Annotated in this window: 10 protein-coding genes; 5 read left to right on the forward strand and 5 right to left on the reverse strand. The window is 76.8% G+C overall.

Translation table 11 applies throughout. The features are described 5' to 3' along the window. Positions 1–551 precede the first annotated feature (551 nt). Complete coding sequence (locus NT8_RS21155) at positions 552–6,839, forward strand: SDR family NAD(P)-dependent oxidoreductase (RefSeq protein ID WP_169805240.1); 6,288 nt, start codon at positions 552–554, stop codon at positions 6,837–6,839. 179 nt (positions 6,840–7,018) lie between these two features. Here NT8_RS21155 and NT8_RS21160 read toward each other — a convergent pair whose 3' ends face one another. The 4 genes from NT8_RS21160 to NT8_RS21175 are packed head-to-tail and all read right to left on the reverse strand — an operon-like array spanning position 7,019 to position 11,380. Next, positions 7,019–8,281 carry a Gfo/Idh/MocA family protein gene (locus NT8_RS21160; RefSeq protein WP_067972492.1) on the reverse strand — a complete coding sequence of 421 codons (1,263 nt, stop codon included), beginning with the start codon at positions 8,279–8,281 and terminating at the stop codon, positions 7,019–7,021. Positions 8,282–8,310: 29 nt separating this feature from the next. After that, the gene (locus NT8_RS21165) at positions 8,311–9,174 is read right to left on the reverse strand and encodes a carbohydrate ABC transporter permease (RefSeq protein ID WP_067972495.1); all 864 of its coding nucleotides are present in this window, start codon (positions 9,172–9,174) and stop codon (positions 8,311–8,313) included. Further along, positions 9,171–10,124, reverse strand: coding sequence for a carbohydrate ABC transporter permease (locus tag NT8_RS21170; RefSeq protein ID WP_067972498.1), 954 nt, complete (start codon positions 10,122–10,124; stop codon positions 9,171–9,173). The genes NT8_RS21165 and NT8_RS21170 overlap by 4 nt, the downstream gene beginning before the upstream one ends. Continuing rightward, positions 10,121–11,380 (reverse strand): ABC transporter substrate-binding protein, encoded by a 1,260-nt coding sequence (locus NT8_RS21175; protein WP_067972501.1) that lies wholly within the window; start codon positions 11,378–11,380, stop codon positions 10,121–10,123. Before NT8_RS21175 ends, NT8_RS21170 begins: the two co-directional genes overlap by 4 nt. Positions 11,381–11,498: 118 nt before the next feature. On the opposite strand from NT8_RS21175, the gene NT8_RS21180 reads away from it, so the two are divergent. Next, positions 11,499–12,731 carry an ROK family protein gene (locus NT8_RS21180; RefSeq protein ID WP_067972505.1) on the forward strand — a complete coding sequence of 411 codons (1,233 nt, stop codon included), beginning with the start codon at positions 11,499–11,501 and terminating at the stop codon, positions 12,729–12,731. Positions 12,732–12,762: 31 nt separating this feature from the next. On the opposite strand, the gene NT8_RS21185 is transcribed toward NT8_RS21180, so the two are convergent. Beyond that, complete coding sequence (locus NT8_RS21185) at positions 12,763–13,521, reverse strand: sporulation protein (protein ID WP_067972508.1); 759 nt, start codon at positions 13,519–13,521, stop codon at positions 12,763–12,765. Positions 13,522–13,713: 192 nt separating this feature from the next. Here NT8_RS21185 and NT8_RS21190 point away from each other — a divergent pair, with 192 nt between their 5' ends. The 3 genes from NT8_RS21190 to NT8_RS21200 all read left to right on the forward strand — a co-directional run bounded on the left by NT8_RS21190 (position 13,714) and on the right by NT8_RS21200 (position 16,119). Next, the gene (locus NT8_RS21190; protein ID WP_174549612.1) at positions 13,714–14,310 is read left to right on the forward strand and encodes an ArsR/SmtB family transcription factor; all 597 of its coding nucleotides are present in this window, start codon (positions 13,714–13,716) and stop codon (positions 14,308–14,310) included. A 1-nt stretch (position 14,311) separates the two neighbouring features. Then, entirely contained in the window at positions 14,312–15,061 is a 750-nt protein-coding gene (locus NT8_RS21195; RefSeq protein ID WP_067972510.1) for an SRPBCC family protein, read from the forward strand. 122 nt (positions 15,062–15,183) lie between these two features. Beyond that, positions 15,184–16,119: a cation diffusion facilitator family transporter gene (locus NT8_RS21200; protein WP_067972513.1), complete on the forward strand. Its 936-nt coding sequence runs from the start codon at positions 15,184–15,186 to the stop codon at positions 16,117–16,119. Positions 16,120–16,127: the final 8 nt, after the last annotated feature.

The raw sequence follows: 16,127 nt of genomic DNA on the forward strand, positions 1-16,127 counted from the left end.
GGCCCGCCGCCACCGCGACCGACCGGGACGGCTCCGAGGGCATCGGCGAGGTCGACGCCTCCGCGCCGAGTGGCGGTCACCTCTCCGCAACGGGGGCGGTCGCGCCGGGTACGGCGGGGAGCGGTGGGACCGCTGCGGCCGGTGTGTCCGAGATGTCGGACCCTGAGACGTTCGCGGCCGTCGGGGTGGAGGCGGCTCCGGTGGGGGAGGGGTCCCCGACAGAGGGCGGTGCGGGCCACTCCGCCGAGAACCGGGACGGCTCCGGGGCCACGGGCGACCGCGCACCGGAGACCGAGCCGGCGGATTCCCCTTCCCCCCGTCCGCGCCCCGACGGCGCCGGGCGGCCGGACGCGGCCGCCGCGACCGCTGCCGCGCCCGAGGCCCGGGGCCGCACGGCCGAGGCCGACACCGGGCACGGTCGGGAAGCCCCTGCCACCATGGCCGTCCCGCAGCGGGACGACGGGGGGACGCGGGCGGACCCGCCCGGTACCGCGCCCGGCGGCCCGTCCCCGGCCGCGACCGGTGGCGGGCACGGGCCGGAACGCGCCCCGATGCCGGAACGCGCGGCGGCGGACGCCGCCACCGGCGCGGACCGACCGGGCACGGCCCTGTTCGCGCCGAGCCCGGAGGACGGGCGCGGGCGGGTGGCCGTGTGGGTGGTCTCCGGGCGGACCGAACGGGCCCTCGCCGCGCAGGCCCGCCGCGTCGCCGACAGGGTCGGCGCCGACCCCGGCCCGGACCCGGTCGACGTGGCCTCCGCCCTCGCCACCACCCGGACGCACTTCCGGCACCGGGCCGCCGTGGTGGGCACCGACCGCGACGGCCTGCTGGCCGGGCTGCGCGGCCTCGCCGACGGCGCCGCGCCCCGGCACACGGTCCGGGGCGAGCACCGGCGGGCCGGCGGCCCCGTGGTGTTCGTGTTCCCCGGCCAGGGATCGCAGTGGCCGGGCATGGCGCGCGGCCTGCTGGCGGCGTCCCCGGTGTTCCGCTCCCGCGTCGCCGACTGCGCCGACGCCCTCGCCCCGTACCTGGACTGGTCCCTGGAGGACGTCCTGCGCGGCGCCGACGGGGCGCCGCCGCTCGACCGGGTCGACGTCGTCCAACCCGCCCTGTTCGCCGTCATGGTCGGCCTCGCCGCCGCGTGGCGGGCCGCCGGGGTGGCGCCGGACGCCGTCGTCGGGCACTCCCAGGGCGAGGTCGCGGCGGCCTGCGTGGCGGGGGCGCTCGACCTGCCCGACGCCGCGCGCGTGGTGGCCCTGCGGTCCCGCCTCGGCGCGGCCCTGACCGGAGCGGGCGGGATGCTCTCCCTCCCGCTGCCCGAGGAGCGCGCGGCGCGGCTCCTGGAGCAGTGGGGCGACGCCCTGTGCGTCGCCGCCGTGAACGGCCCCGCGTCGGTGGTCGTCTCCGGAGACCCCGCCGCGCTCGACGGCCTCGCCGCCGCCTGCGCCGCCGAAGGCGTCCCCGCCCGCCGGCTGCCCGTCGCGTTCGCCGCCCACTCCCCGCAGGTCGACCCGCTGCGGGAACGGCTCATGGCGGCGCTGGCACCCATCCGGCCGCGCCCCGGGGACGTCCCCTTCCACTCGTCGGTCCGCGCCGGACGGGTCGACGGCGGCCGGCTCGACGCCGCCTACTGGTGCGACAACCTCCGCCGGCCGGTCCGGTTCGCCCAGGCGGTGCGCGATCTCGCCGACCGGGGGCACACCGCGTTCATCGAGGTCAGCCCGCACCCCGTGCTGACCGCACCCATCAGCGAGACCCTGGAGGAGGCGGGCGGCCGGGCCGCCGACGCGGCCGTCCTGGAGACCCTGCGCCGCGACGACGGCGGCCCCGAACGGTTCGCCCTGGCCGTCGCCGCCGCGCACGTCCACGGGGTGGCGCCGGACTGGCGCGCCGTCCTGGGCGCGCCCGCGCGCCCCGTCGCGCTGCCCACCTACCCCTTCGAGCGGGCCCGGTACTGGGCCGACGCCGCCATGAGCGCCGCCCCCGCCGGGCCGGCCGGGCCGGGCGCCGACCACCCGCTGCTCCACGGGGCGGTCCCCGTCGCGGGCACCGGCGCGACCCTGTTCACCGGCCGGCTCTCCCTGAGCACCCACCCCTGGCTGGCCGACCACGCCGTCGCGGGCACCGTCCTGCTGCCGGGCACCGCGTTCGCCGACCTGGCCCTGGTCGCGGGCGACCGCGTCGGCCACCCGCACCTCCGCGACCTCACCCTGCGCGCCCCGCTGACCCTGCCCGAGCGGGGCGCGGTCGCGCTCCAGGTCGCCGTCGGCCCGGCGGAGGACGGCGGCCGGGAGCTGTCCGTCCACTCCCGGCCGTGGACGGCGCACGCGCCCGGCGACGACGGCGCGCCGTGGACCCTGCACGCCACCGGCCGCCTGGTGCGGGAGGCGGAGGGGGCGGTGCCCGCTGCGGTGGACGCGGCCTGGCCGCCCGCCGGCGCGGTGCCGGTCGACGTCGGGCGGCTCCGCGCCCGCCTGGCCGAGGCCGGGTACGGGTACGGCCCGGCGTTCTCCGGGCTGCGGGCGGCGTGGCGGGTCGACGGCGCCGTCCTCGCCGAGGTGCGCCTGCCCGACGCCATGCGCGAGGACGCGGCCCGCTGCGGCCTCCACCCGGCCCTCCTCGACGCCGCCCTGCACCCCCTGGCCGCCATCCCCGCAGCCACCACCGATGCCGAACCCACTCCCGGCGCCGACGCCGACGCGGCCCTCGCGACCGGCGCCGCCTCCGACGCCATTACCGCCACCGCCACCGCCACCGGCGCCACCCCCGAGACCGTCCCCGACACTGCCCCCGCGCCCGACTCCGGCCCGGTCGGCGTGCTGCTGCCCTTCGACTGGAGCGGGGTCACCCTGCACGCGGCGGGCGCCACCGAGCTGCGGGTGCGGCTGACCCGGACCGGCCCCGAGACGGTCGCGGTCCGCGCCGACGACCCGCACGGCGGCCCCGTTCTGACGGCGGAGGCGCTCACGCTGCGCCCGGTCGCGGCCGACCGCCTGGGCGCGCCCGCGCACCGCGACGACCTCTTCACCGTGGACTGGCCCGAACTCCCGTGGCCGCGTACCGCCCCACCCCCGGAGCGCTGGGCCGTCATCGGCACCACAGCGGACACGGCCCTCCTCAGCCCCGAGAACCCACCGACCCACCCACCCGGACGACCGGACGCCTCCAGCGCGGACCCTCCGGACGGACTGCACGGTGTTGTGGGTGGTTCCGGCGAGGTCGGGGGCGGACCCGGCGGTACGGACGTCGGCCGTTTCCGCGACCTGGCCGCGCTCGGCGCGGCCGTCGCCGATGGTGCTCCGGCACCCGGCGTCGTCCTGCTGCCCCTGCTCGCGACCGCCTCCGGTGCGCCCCCGGTGGAGGCGCGCGCCGCGCTCGCCGGGGTGCTCGACGCCGTTCGGACACTGCTCGACACCGACGCCCTGGCCGATACCCGGATCGCCGTGGTCACCCGGGGTGCGGTGGCGGCCGTCCCCGGCGACGGTGTCCCTGACCTGGCGCGCTCCGCTGTGTGGGGCCTCCTCCGCGCCGCGCGCGCGGAGCACCCGGGGCGGTTCGTCCTGGTCGACACGGACGGCACCGACGCGGCCCTGCTGGCGGCGGCGCTGGCCACGGGCGAACCGGAGACCGCCATTCGCAACGGTGCCCTGCACGCCCCCCGCCTGTCCCGAGCCGCCACCCGACAGGTCCCTGCTCCACTCCGGCCCGTTGCCCCTGGTCCGCCGGCGACGGGCGGCGCCCGCCCCGCCTCGGCGGAGGCGGCCGACGGCTTCCCGGCTCCGATGACGGGCGGCGCCCGCTCCGCTTCGGGGAAGGCGGCCGACGGACTCCCGGCGCCGAGGGAGGAGGCCGTCCGCGCGGCGGACGCGGCACCCATCGGCGCCCGGCACCGCGCCGCCGCGCCCGCCGTCGGCGCGGCCGGCGCGAGCCCGGAGCGGTCGGTCGGCGGGAGGCCGGATCAGAATCGTGCGTCCGGCGCGGGTACCGGGCCGATGGCGGACGCGGCCGGGATCGGCTCGTCCTCGGCTGGGCATGCCGCGCCCCCGGTTGGAAACGGAACGCCTGTGGCCGGGGACGCCTCGTCCTCTGCGGGAGCGTCCTCGGCCGGAGTCGGCGTGCAGCTGTCCGGAGTGTCCTCGGTCGGGGCGGGGGCCGTTGTCCCGGGTGGGGTGGGGGCGGTGGGCGCCCGTGCGGCGGGCGGGCCGGACGGGACGATGGACCCTGGGCCGTCCCGGGGCGGCGGGCTCGGGGAGGGCACGGTGCTGGTCACCGGCGGCACCGGGACGCTGGGGCGGTTGGTGGCCGGGCACCTGGTGCGGCGCCACGGGGTGCGGCACCTGCTGCTGCTCAGCCGGCGCGGCGACGCCGACCCCCGGATGGCCGAGGTGCGGGCGGAACTCGCCCCGCTGGGCGCCGACGTCGCTGCGGCCGCCTGCGACGCCGCCGACGCCGACGCGCTCGCCCGCGTCCTCGACGCGATCCCGCCGCACCGTCCGCTGCGCGCGGTCGCGCACATCGCGGGCGTCCTGGACGACGGCGTGGTCACCGCCCTCACCCCCGACCGGTTCGCCGCCGTGCTCCGCCCCAAGGCCGACGCCGCGTGGAACCTGCACGTGCTGACCCGCGACCGCGATCTCGCCGCCTTCGTGCTGTTCTCCTCGGCGGCGGGCGTCCTGGGCGCCCCCGGCCAGGCCAACTACGCGGCCGCCAACACCTTCCTCGACGCGCTCGCCCACCACCGCCGCGCCCTCGGCCTGCCCGCCGTCGCGCTGGCGTGGGGCCTGTGGGAGCGGCGCAGCGCCATGACCGGCCGCGTCGACACGACCGACCTCGGCCGCATGGCCCGCATGGGCATGGCCGCCCAGCTCTCCGCCGAGCACGGCCTGGCGCTGCTCGACGCCGCGCTCGCGGACGGGCGCCCGCACCTGGTGCCGATGCCACTGGACCTGCCCGCCGTGGCCCGCCGCGCCGCCGACGACGGGACCGTCCCCCCGCTGTTCCGTGGCCTCGTCCGCGCCCCCCGTCGGCGGGTGCGCGCCGAGGGGAAGGGGGACGGCGGGCCCCGCGAGCTGCGCGCCCGCCTGGCCGCGCTCGCCCCCGAACCGGCCGAGGAGGTACTGACGGCGCTGGTGCGGGCGCGCGCCGCCGGCGTGCTCGGCCACGACGGCGCGGGTGCGGTCGACCCCGACCAGGGGTTCCTCGAACTCGGCTTCGACTCGCTGACGGCCGTCGAGCTGCGGAACGCCCTCAACACGGCCACCGGCCTGCGCCTGCCCGCCGCCCTCGTCTTCACCCATCCGACACCGCGTGCGGTGGCCCGCGCGCTGCGCGCCTCGATCCCGGGCGCGGGCGCCGCCGTGGCTGCGGCGCCCGAACCGTCCGGCGCCGTCCCGCCCCAGGGAGGATTCCGCCCCTCCGGGAGCGGGTCCCCGGCCGGGACCCCATTCGGACCCCCGGCTGAGTCGACCACCGCCCCGCGCGGCATCGGCGCGGTCGCGGGTGGTTCCGGGCCGACCGGTGTCAGCGCTGCCGCCGCCGGTGCCGCCGCCGCTGCTGCTGGCGTCGGTACGGGCGTCGGCGCGGGTGCGGCCACCACCGCGTTCGCGGGCGCGTCCGCGACCGACGGCGATCCCGTGCCGGGCGTTCCCGCGCGACCGGACCACCCTGGACGGCCCGGCTCGGTCGGGGCTCCGTTGCCCCGGCGGCGCCCGCGTGTGGCCCCGCCGGGAAGTGGGACCGGAGCCCTCGGGGGCGACCGGCCGCTTCTCGCGTCCCCGACCGCGTCTCCGGGAGCCCGTGCCCACCTGGCCACCCCGGCCGATGCGGCCGCCATAACTGTCCCGGCCACCTCGGTCGACCCGGCCGTCCCGCCCGGGTCTTCGGTCCGCTCCGGTTCGGCCGACCCGACCGGCCCGGACGCCGCGACCGGTGTCGGTGGCACCCCGTCCGAAAGCCCGCTCTCCACCTCCACCCCGCCCCCCACCCCGGCCGCTGTTCCGGTGGGGGATCTGGAGCAGGGGGTGGTCGAGTTGTTCCGGTCGGCGTGCCGGGCCCGGCGGATCGAGGACGGGATCACCCTCGTCCAGGCCGCGTCGCTGCTGCGCCCGTCGTTCACCGCCCCCGACGAGGTCGAACGCCCCCCGGCCCCCGTCCGGCTGGCCCGGGCCGACCGGGAGCGTCCCGCCCTGGCCTGCTTCGCGTCGCTGGTCATGGTGTCGGGACCGCAGGAGTACGCCCGTTTCGCCGCCGCCCTGCGCGGCCGCCGCGACGTCGTGGTCCTGCCCGAACCCGGGTTCGCCCCGGGGGAGCCGCTGCCCGCGTCCATCGACGCCGTTGTCGACCTCCAGGCCGACGCGGTCACCCGCACCTGGGGGGACGCCCCGTTCGTCATCGTGGGGCGCTCGTCCGGCGGGTGGGTCGCGCACGCGGTCGCCGAGCGGCTGGAGCGCCGGGGCGCGCGCCCCCGGGCGCTGGTGCTGCTGGACAGCCCGATGCCCGGCGACGCCACCACCTATCCGATCATCCAGACGGCGGTGCTCGAACGCGAGGAGCGGCTGGGCCTCATGGACGCCACCAGGGTCACCGCCATGGGCGCCTACCTGCGGGTGTTCGACGGCTGGCGGCCCCGTCGGCTGCGGACGCCGACGGTGCTCGTCCGCCCCACCGGGCCGGTGCGCGACCGCTCCGGCGCCCCGGTGGGCGGCGGCCGGTGGCGGTTCGCGTGGGACGCCCCCCACTCGGAGCTGAACGTGCCCGGCGACCACCTGACCATGATGGAGGAGCACGCCGCCGACACCGCCCTCGCCCTCGACGCCTGGCTGACCGAACGCGGCCGCTGACCCCGGCTCGACTCGGGTCCGCCCGCCTGGCCGGCGTTTGACCGGCCGGGCTGGGCGGCCCGGCCGGCCCTGTGCTCGGACGGCCCCGGCCGGGCCCGATCCGGTCCGACTCAGTCCCGCCTCTGGCTCCGGCTCAGCGTCGGCCCGGCCCGGCCCATCCCCGACCGGCCCCGGCCCGGTCAGCCGGTGTACTCCCGCAGGGGGACGACGCGGCCCTCCAGGCGGGACTGTTCGGCGGCGAACACCAGGAGGTGCGACCGCAGCGCGTCCTCCCCACTGGTGGCGACCAGGGACGGGTCGCCCGCCGCGACCGCCGGGAGGAAGGACGCCAGCAGGGCGTCGTCGCCCCCGCCGTGCCCGGAGTCGATCAGCCCGTCGTTGGCCGTGGCGACGTCGATGGTCTCGCTGGTGTCGGTGAGGAAGTCGTAGACCGTGATCCGGTCCCCGTCGCAGTACACCTCGCCGTGCGTGCCGAAGATCGACGTCTCGCGCGGCCGGGCCCGGGTGAACGCGGTCATCGTGAACGTCGCGGTCGCCCCGCCCTCGAACTCCAGCGCCACCACCTGGTGGTCGACCACGTCGTTGTCGGAGTGGTAGACGCACCGCCCGTACGGCCCGTCGCGCAGCGCCGCCGCGACGGACTCCGCGTCGGGCTTGGGCGTGAGCACGTCCAGCGGCCACCCGGTCCGCCCCTCGGCCACGAACCGGCCGTAGATGCGCGGCGCCGAGTAGGCGCAGGACGGCTCCACGGGGCAGTCGACGCACCGGTCGGCGGCCCCCGCCGGGGCCTCCTCCGGCCGGAAGTGCTTCAGCCGGCCGAACGACGACACCGACGTGGCGTCGCGGCCGACGATGTGCCGCAGCCAGTCCAGGTCGTGGCAGGACTTCGCCATCAGCATGGGCGCGGTGTCGGCCGCCCGCCGCCAGTTGCCCCGCACGTAGGAGTGCGCCTGGTGCCAGAAGCCCACGGGCTCCAGGTGGTCGACGCTGACGATCTCGCCGATCCGCCCGGAGTCGATCACCTCCTTCAGCAGCCGCGTGTAGGGCGCGTAGCGCAGCACGTGGCAGACGCCCAGCAGCACCCCGTTGCGGCGTGCGGCCTCGACGATGGCCTCGCAGTCCGCTCGGGTCTGCGCCAGGGGCTTCTCCACCAGCAGGTGGTAGCCGCGGTCCGCGAACGCCAGCGCGGGTTCCAGGTGGGCGTCGTCCAGGGTGCACACCAGCGCGGCGTCGGCCAGCCGGGGCAGCGCCGCCGCGTCGCGCCAGTCGGTGAACCGGGCGTCGGCGGGCAGCCCGTGGGCGTCGGCGAGCGGTTCGCGGTACTCGGCCCGGGGTTCGGCGACGGCCACCACCTCCGCCACCTCGGGGTGGCGGCGGATCCACGCGGCGTACCCGCTGCCGCGCGACCCCGCTCCGACGATCAGTACCCGCACGGGTGCCATCGGCCCCTCCTCCGTTCGCGTCCCCGCCGTCACCGGAAACTCCCGGCGGACAGCCCCTTGACGATGCGGCGCTGGAACAGCAGGACCAGCACCACCAGCGGGAGGGTCACCACGACCCCCGCCGCCATCTGCGATCCGAACGGCTGCTGGAACTCGGTGTCGCCGGCGAACTTGGCGATCGCCACGGTCACCGGGTTGGACGCCAGCGTGATGGACACGACGCTGGAGATCAGGTACTCGTTCCACGCCGCGAAGAACACCAGCAGGCTCGTCGTCGCCACGCCGGGGGCGGCGAGGGGCAGGATGACCCGCGCGAACGCGCCGACCGGGCCGCAGCCGTCGACCCGGGCCGCCTCCTCCAGCTCCCACGGCATCTCCCGGAAGAACGTGGTGAGGACGAAGATGGCCAGCGGCAGCGCGAAGCTGATGTTGGGCAGGACCATCGCCTGGTACTCGTCGATCCACCCCCAGTCGCTGAAGAGCTGGTAGAGCGGGGTGACGATGGCGACCCCGGGGAACATCGAGCACGCCAGCACCAGCGCCAGCACCAGGTTGCGGCCGCGGAAGCGCAGCCGGGCCAGCGCGTAGCCGGAGAACACGGCGATCACCATGGCGAGCACCGTGGTGGACACCGCGATCACCAGGCTGTTGCGGACGGCGTAGCCGAAGTCGTTGGACCCGCCGAACACGCCCGTGTAGTTCACCAGAGTGGGGTCGTCCGGCCACAGGTTGTTGACGGTGATCTCGGCCGGGCCCTTCAGGCTGGACACGAACATCCAGTAGAACGGCGCCAGGCAGTAGAGCACGAGCAGCACCATGCCGGCGCCGATCACCCAGGTCTCCCAGGTGGCCGGGCGGCGGCCCCGGGGGCGTCTCGCGGTCGCGGTGCTCATCTGGTCCCCTCTTCCCTGATCCCGGCGAACACGTTCGCCCCGATGGTGCGGATCAGCAGGAACGCGCAGAGGAACACGAACAGGAAGGTGATCGTGGACAGCGCCCCGCCGTAGCCCTGCTTGAGTTCGCTGGTGGCCGCCCGCACAACGAGCATCGACAGCGTCTCGGTGTTGTTGGCCCCGCCGGTCAGGATCTGCGGCAGGTCGTACATGCGCAGGGCGTCCAGGGTGCGGAACAGCACCGCGACGACGATGGCCGGCTTGGCCAGCGGGAGGGTGATCGAGGTGAACCGGCGCCAGGCCGAGGCGCCGTCGATGGCCGCCGCCTCGTACAGGTGCGGCGGGATGGTCTGCAGGCCGGCCAGGATGAGCAGCGCCACGAACGGGGCGGTCTTCCACACCTCGGCGAAGATGATCGACCACTTGGCCGGCCACTCGCTGCCGCCCCACACGACCTCGGCGCCGATCAGGGCGTTGACGATGCCGTCGGGCTGCAGCATCCACCCCCAGATGACCGCGCTGACGGCGGTCGGCAGCGCCCACGGCAGCAGCACCGACGCGCGCACGATGCCGCGCCCGCGGAACGCCCGGTGCATGACCAGGGCCATGACCAGGCCCAGCAGGGTCTCGACCACCACGGTGACGACGGTGAACACGGCGGTGTTGCCGAGCGCCGCCCAGAAGCCCTCGCTGCCGTAGCCGAACAGGGCGTCGGCGTAGTTGCGCAGCCCGATGAACGCGGGCTCGCCGCCGATCGGGTCGTCGAAGAACGACCGGTAGACCGCGGAGGCCACCGGGTAGGCGACGACGAGGCCGAGCGCCGCCAGCATCGGCGCGAGCAGGAGGGCGGCCAGCCGCCGCTCGGTGGCGCGTTCGCCGCCGGCCCGGCGCCGGGGGCGCGGTGTGCGGGCGCCGGGGGGCGGCGCGCTCGCGGTGTCCGGTGCGGTCATGCGCTCGCCACCACCCGTTCGAGTTCGGCCTGGAGGTCGGCGAGCGCCTGGTCGACGGTCTTCTCACCGGTCAGGGCGGAGTACACGTGGCGCTGCACGGCGTTGGTGACGTCGTTGTAGCGCGGGGACTGGGGCCGCGGCAGGACGCTGTCGAGCGCCGCCCGCTGCGGCACGAGGTGCGGGGCGCCGGCCATCAGCTCCTCGTCCTCGTAGTTGGTCTGCCAGGAGGTGGGGGTGTTGGTGTCGGCCATCCACTCGGCCTGCACGGACTCGCTGGTCACATACTCCACGAACCGCAGCGCCTCCTCCTTGTGCCCGCTGTAGGCCGACACGGCCAGGTTGTTGCCGCCGAGGGTGCCGGTGCCGGGCCCGTCCAGGCCGGGCAGCGGGACCGCGTCGAACCTCCCCTGCACGTTGGACTCGGGGCCGGGCTCCTCCATGGCGGGCCAGGCGAACGCCCAGTTGCGCATGAACAGCAGGTCGCCGCGCTGGAACGCCAGGCGGGCCTCGTTCTCCATGTAGGTGAGGGCCGCCTGCGGGATGCGGCCCTGCTCCAGGCCGTCGACCAGGAACTCCAGCCCGGCGCGGCTCTCGGGGGAGTCGACCACGACGTTCCCGTCCTCGTCGAAGATGCGGCCGCCGGCCGACGCGATCGCCTCGGTGGCGTTCACGGTCAGCCCCTCGTAGCGGCTGAACTGCCCGGCGTAGCAGTCCATGTCGTGCTCCTCGGCCACGGCGCAGGCGTCGATCAGTTCGTCCCAGGTGGTGGGCGGCTCGTCCAGGAGGTCGCTGCGGTAGTACAGCATGCCGGTGCCGGTGGCGAAGGGGGCGGCGTAGAGGGTGCCCTGGTAGGTGCCGGTGGCCGCTGCGGCGGGGAGGATGTCGGGCCCGGCGAACCGGTCGGCGTCGAGCGGTTCGAGCCAGCCCCGGGCGGCGAACTCGGCCGTCCACACGGCGTCGGTGTAGAGCACGTCGTAGCGGCCGGCGCGGGCCTGGAGGTCCTGCACCATCGCCGTGCGCTGGGCGTCGGCGTCGGCCGCGAGGTAGACGATCCGCACCCGCGCGTCGGGGTTGGCCTCGTTGTAGCGGTCGATGATGGCGTCCATGTTGCCGCCGGAGGCGCGGGTGACGGCGAACGTCACCACCGCGCCGCTGTCCTCGTCGGGCAGGCTCCCGGCGCAGCCGGTGGCCGCGAGTACGAGCCCCGCGGCGAGGGCGGCGGTCCGCGCCCGCGGCCCCGGGCCGATTCTTGCCATGCCGCCTCCGTTCGCTGTGTTTCGAAACACGATTTACAAATCGAACAGGATGCGGTGAGCTGCTGTCAACACTCCTCCGCACGCGATCATGGAACGGTTCCGACCGAGGGGGGACGAGATGACCAAGCCGGTCGTCGGGTCGATGACCGCGATGCGCCACCTCAACACGACGCTCGTGCTGACGACCCTGCGCGCCGCCCCGGGGCCGGTGCGCGTGTCCGCCCTGATGCGCGAGACCGGGCTGTCCCGGCCCACCGTCGAGGCGCTCGTCGACTCGCTGGGCGGGCAGGGGTGGGTGGAGGCCAGCGAGGGCCGGCCGCAGAGCGGGCGCCGCTCACCCGGCCGCCCCGCCCGCACCTACGCGTTCAACGCCCGCGCCGGGTGGGTGCTCGGCGTCGACGTGGGCGCGCACAAGGTCTCGGCCTGCCGGGCCGACCTGCGCGGGCGTCCCGCGGCGTGGGCCCGCCGCGCCGTCACCCCGGCCACCCCGGCCGCCGACCGGCTGTCGGCCGCGCGGGCCGCCGTGGACGACGTCATGGCCGGGGCGGCGGACGCGCCCGTCCTCGCCGCGTCGCTGGCCACCCCCGGCGCCGTCGTCCCGCACCGGCAGCGGGTGCTGCTCGCGCCCGCCCTGCCGGGGTGGGACGAGGTCGACTTCGGCGCGTGGGCGGCCGGGTTCCTCGACTGCCCGCTGGACATCGACAACGACGCCAACCTGGCCGTGCTCGCCGAGCAGGCGGTGGGGGTGGCCCGCGACCGGGCCGACGTGGTGTTCGTGCTGCTGGGGGAGCGGCTGGGCGCCGGCATCACCACGGGCGGCCGGCTGCTGCGCGGCCAGGACGGCGCCGCCGGCGAGATCGGCTACACCCGGCTGCCACCGCACGTGCGCCCGCCCGCCGGGTACGGGCCGCTGGAGGCCCACGTCAACGCGCACGCCATCGTCGCCATGGTCGAGGCCGAACTCGCCCGCCCGGAGGTGCCCGCCGACTCCCCGCTGCGCCGGCGGTTCGCCGCCGGCGGCCCCGGCGACCGGCTGCCCGCGCTGGCGGCGAGCGCCCGCGACGGCGACCCGGCCGCGCTGCGGGTGCTGCGCACCCTGTGCGGCCGCCTCGCCCAGGGCATCGCGCCGATGCTGCTGGTGCTCAACCCCGAGCTGCTCGTGCTGGGCGGCGGCGTGTCCAGCATCGGCGACGTGCTGCGCGCCCCGCTGAGCGCCGCGCTCGCCGAGCAGGTGCTGTTCCCGCCCGAGCTGGAGCTGTCGGCGCTGGGCGACCGCGCCGTGGTCCTCGGCGCGGTGCACGCCGCGCTGGCCCGGTTCGAGGACACCATCCTCGCCGAGATCACCGCCTGACCCGGGCCGCGCGGCGGCGGCCCGCGCGGCCTCAGCCGTCGCGGTCGGCCAGGCCCGCCAGCCAGCCGCCGATGCGGGCGTCCCAGTCCGGGGCGCCGGCGGCGTGGTCGGCCGTGAAGCGCGTGCAGGTGCGCGACGCGTCGCTCATCACGCCGTCGAAGGTCTCGGCGCGCAGCAGCACGTCGGTGGCGCCGGCGGCGGAGACGAACGTGGCGTCGAGCCGGTCGAGCCCGCGGGCGCCGACCGGCGGGTAGAACCGCAGCTCCTGGTAGACCGGGGACCGCCCCCGGCCCGCGCCGGTGCCCGGGTAGGCGGCGGCCGGGTCGCCGTCCTTGACCGCGGCCGTGAAGAAGGAGAAGCCCAGCCGCTCCAGCGCGTCGAGCACCGCCGCCTGCGCCGGCAGCGGGTCGACGGTGAACGGGTCGAAGTCGCCGGGGTCGACGGCCCCCGCGATGTGCAGCTGGGTGTTGACGCCGACGTCCATGCCCTTGAGCCGCCGGTCGCCGTGCGTGGTCACCGGCATGTCCCAGGGCAGGCGCAGCGCGAAGTCGCGCACGGCGGAGGCGCCTCGGGCGACCACGGGGTCGCCGGGCACGTCGATGCGCTCGAACTCCACGTCGCTGTAGTCCTCCAGGCGGACCACCAGGCCGACGGTGAGCCGGTCGACGCGCTGGTCGACCTCGCCGCCCTCGATGTGCACCCGGCCGTGGAGCGTGCCGCCCGGTGCGACCGGCCCGTCCCGCAGCACCGTCTCGACCGAGGCGCCGCCCCAGCCGAGCCGCGTCAGCAACCGCCTGATCCCCACGGATGTCCCTCCTGCCCGGCGCGTGCGGCGCCGCGGACGTCCGGAATGTTCCCGGTGCGGCGCCGCGTGAACATACCACGTCCGCGCGGCCGGCACCGCCGGTGACCTCCGCCTCCGCGACCCACCGAACAATCCAGTGTTCTTGACAAGATAAATTGTCGGTGGAACGGTGGGGCCATGGACGACATCGCGGTGATCGAGGACCCCGCGGCCGCCGAGGCGGCCCTGGACCCCGTGCGCTCCCGCATCCTCGCCGAGCTGACCGAGGCGTCCTCGGCGTCGATGCTGGCCGCGCGGGTCGGCCTGCCCCGGCAGAAGGTCAACTACCACCTGCGGGCCCTGGAGCGGCACGGCCTGGTCGAACTCGTCGCCGAGCGGCGGCGGGGCAACGCCGTCGAACGGCTGCTGCGGGCGACCGCGGCCTCGTTCGTCATCTCGCCCGCCGCCCTGGCGGCCGTGCAGCCCGACCCGGGGCGGGCGCCCGACCGGGTGTCGGCCCGCTGGCTGCTGGCGGTGGCCGCCCGCCTGGTGCGCGACGTCGGGGCGCTCATCTCCGGCGCCGACCGGGCCCGGCGCCCGGTCGCCACCTTCGCGCTGGACGGCACCGTCCGCTTCGCGTCGGCGGCCGACCGCGCCGCATTCGCCGCCGAACTGTCCGACGCGGTGACCGCGCTGGTCGCCAAGTACCACGACGCCGCGGCCGAGGGCGGCCGCGACCACCGCCTGGTGGTCGCGGTCCACCCGGCCGCACCCGAACCGATCAAGGAGCCGTGACATGGGCCGAGAATTCGAACTGCGCCGCGAGGTGGAACTGCCGGCGACGCCCGAGCAGGTCTGGGAGGCGGTCGCCACCGGCCCCGGGCTGGCCTCGTGGTTCATGGGCCCCTACGAGATCGACCCCGGCGCCGGCGGCGCCGTCCGGCTCGCGGTCGAGGGGTACGAGGAGACCTCCGCCATCACCGCGTGGGACCCGCCGCACCGCTACACCGCCGAGGGCGAGAAGGGCGCCGACGGCTCCTTCCACGCCTTCGAGTACATCGTCGAGGGCCGCGGCGAGGGCACCACCGTGTTCCGGTTCGTGCACAGCGGCTTCATCGGCGGCGACTGGGGCGACGAGTACGTCGCCCAGACCGGGCGCGGCTGGGACATGTACCTGCACAACCTCCGCGAGTACCTGACCCACTTCCCCGGCCGCACCGCCGCCTACGTCATGGCCCAGGGGCCCGCCGCGCCCGACGCCGCGACCGCCTGGGAACGGGTGCGCACCGCGCTCGGCGCGCCGCCGTCGGCGCGCGCCGGCGACCGCGTCCGCCTCACCCCCGAAGGGCTGCCCGCCATCGACGGGGTGGTCGACTACGCGGTCGAGGGCTTCGACACGTTCCTGGCCGTGCGCACCGGCGACGGGCTGTACCGGTTCATGGGCGGCGGCCCGGCCGTGGCCGTCGGCCACCACGTGTTCGCGCCCGGCACCGACGCCGCCCGGGAGTCGGCCGCCTGGGGGCGGTGGCTGGCCGCCGCCGGCTGACCGGCCTCGGGACCGGCGGGGCGCCGCGCCCCGCCGGACCCCCTGCTGGCGCCGGGGCCGCCCGAGCGCGATCATGGGCGGGGCGGCGCCGACGCCCGGCGCCGGTGACGGGGGGCGGAATCATGAGCACGGAGGGCAGCACCCGGGCGGTCGTCACCGCCCTCGCGGCGAACCTGGGGATCGCCGCCACCAAGTTCGCGGCCTACCTGCTGAGCGGGTCCTCGGCCATGCTGGCCGAGTCGATCCACTCCGTGGCCGACTCCGGCAACCAGGCGCTGCTCCTGATCGGCGGCCGGCGGGCGGCCCGCCGCGCAACGCCCGAGCACCCGTTCGGCTTCGGCCGCGAGCGCTACCTTTACGCCTTCCTTGTCGCCATCGTGCTGTTCAGCCTCGGCGGGCTGTTCGCGCTCTACGAGGCGTGGCACAAGATCCGCGACCCGCACCCCATCACCGCCTGGCACTGGGTGCCCGTCGCCGTCCTGCTGGTCGCGGCCGTCCTGGAGGGCTTCGCGCTGCGCACCGCCGTCAAGGAGTCCAACGCCGTGCGCGGCAGCGCCGGGTGGGTGCAGTTCGTCCGCCGCGCCAAGGCGCCCGAACTCCCCGTCATCCTGCTGGAGGACACCGGGGCGCTGCTCGGGCTGCTGTTCGCGCTCGCCGGAGTCTCGCTCACCCTGGTCACCGGCAACGGGGTGTGGGACGGCCTGGGCACCGGCGCGATCGGCGTCCTGCTCGTGGCCATCGCCGTCGTCCTCGCCGTCGAGGTGAAGAGCCTGCTCATCGGCGAGGCCGCCGGGCCCGAGCACCAGCGCCTCATCCGCGACGCCCTGTGCGCCGCCGACGGGGTCGAGGACCTCATCCACATGCGGACCCTGCACCTGGGCCCCGAGGAGCTGCTCGTCGCCGCCAAGATCGCCGTCGACGCGGGCGACGACGCCCGCCACGTGGCCCGCGCCATCGACGACGCCGAGGCCCGGGTGCGCGCCGCCGTCCCCATCGCCCGCGTCATCTACCTCGAACCCGACATCCGGCGGGCCGGCTCCGCGGCCGCCCCCCGCTGACCCGCCGG

This window comes from Nocardiopsis trehalosi NBRC 14201 (assembly GCF_001552555.1).
In the GTDB taxonomy this organism is placed as follows: domain Bacteria; phylum Actinomycetota; class Actinomycetes; order Streptosporangiales; family Streptosporangiaceae; genus Nocardiopsis_B; species Nocardiopsis_B trehalosi.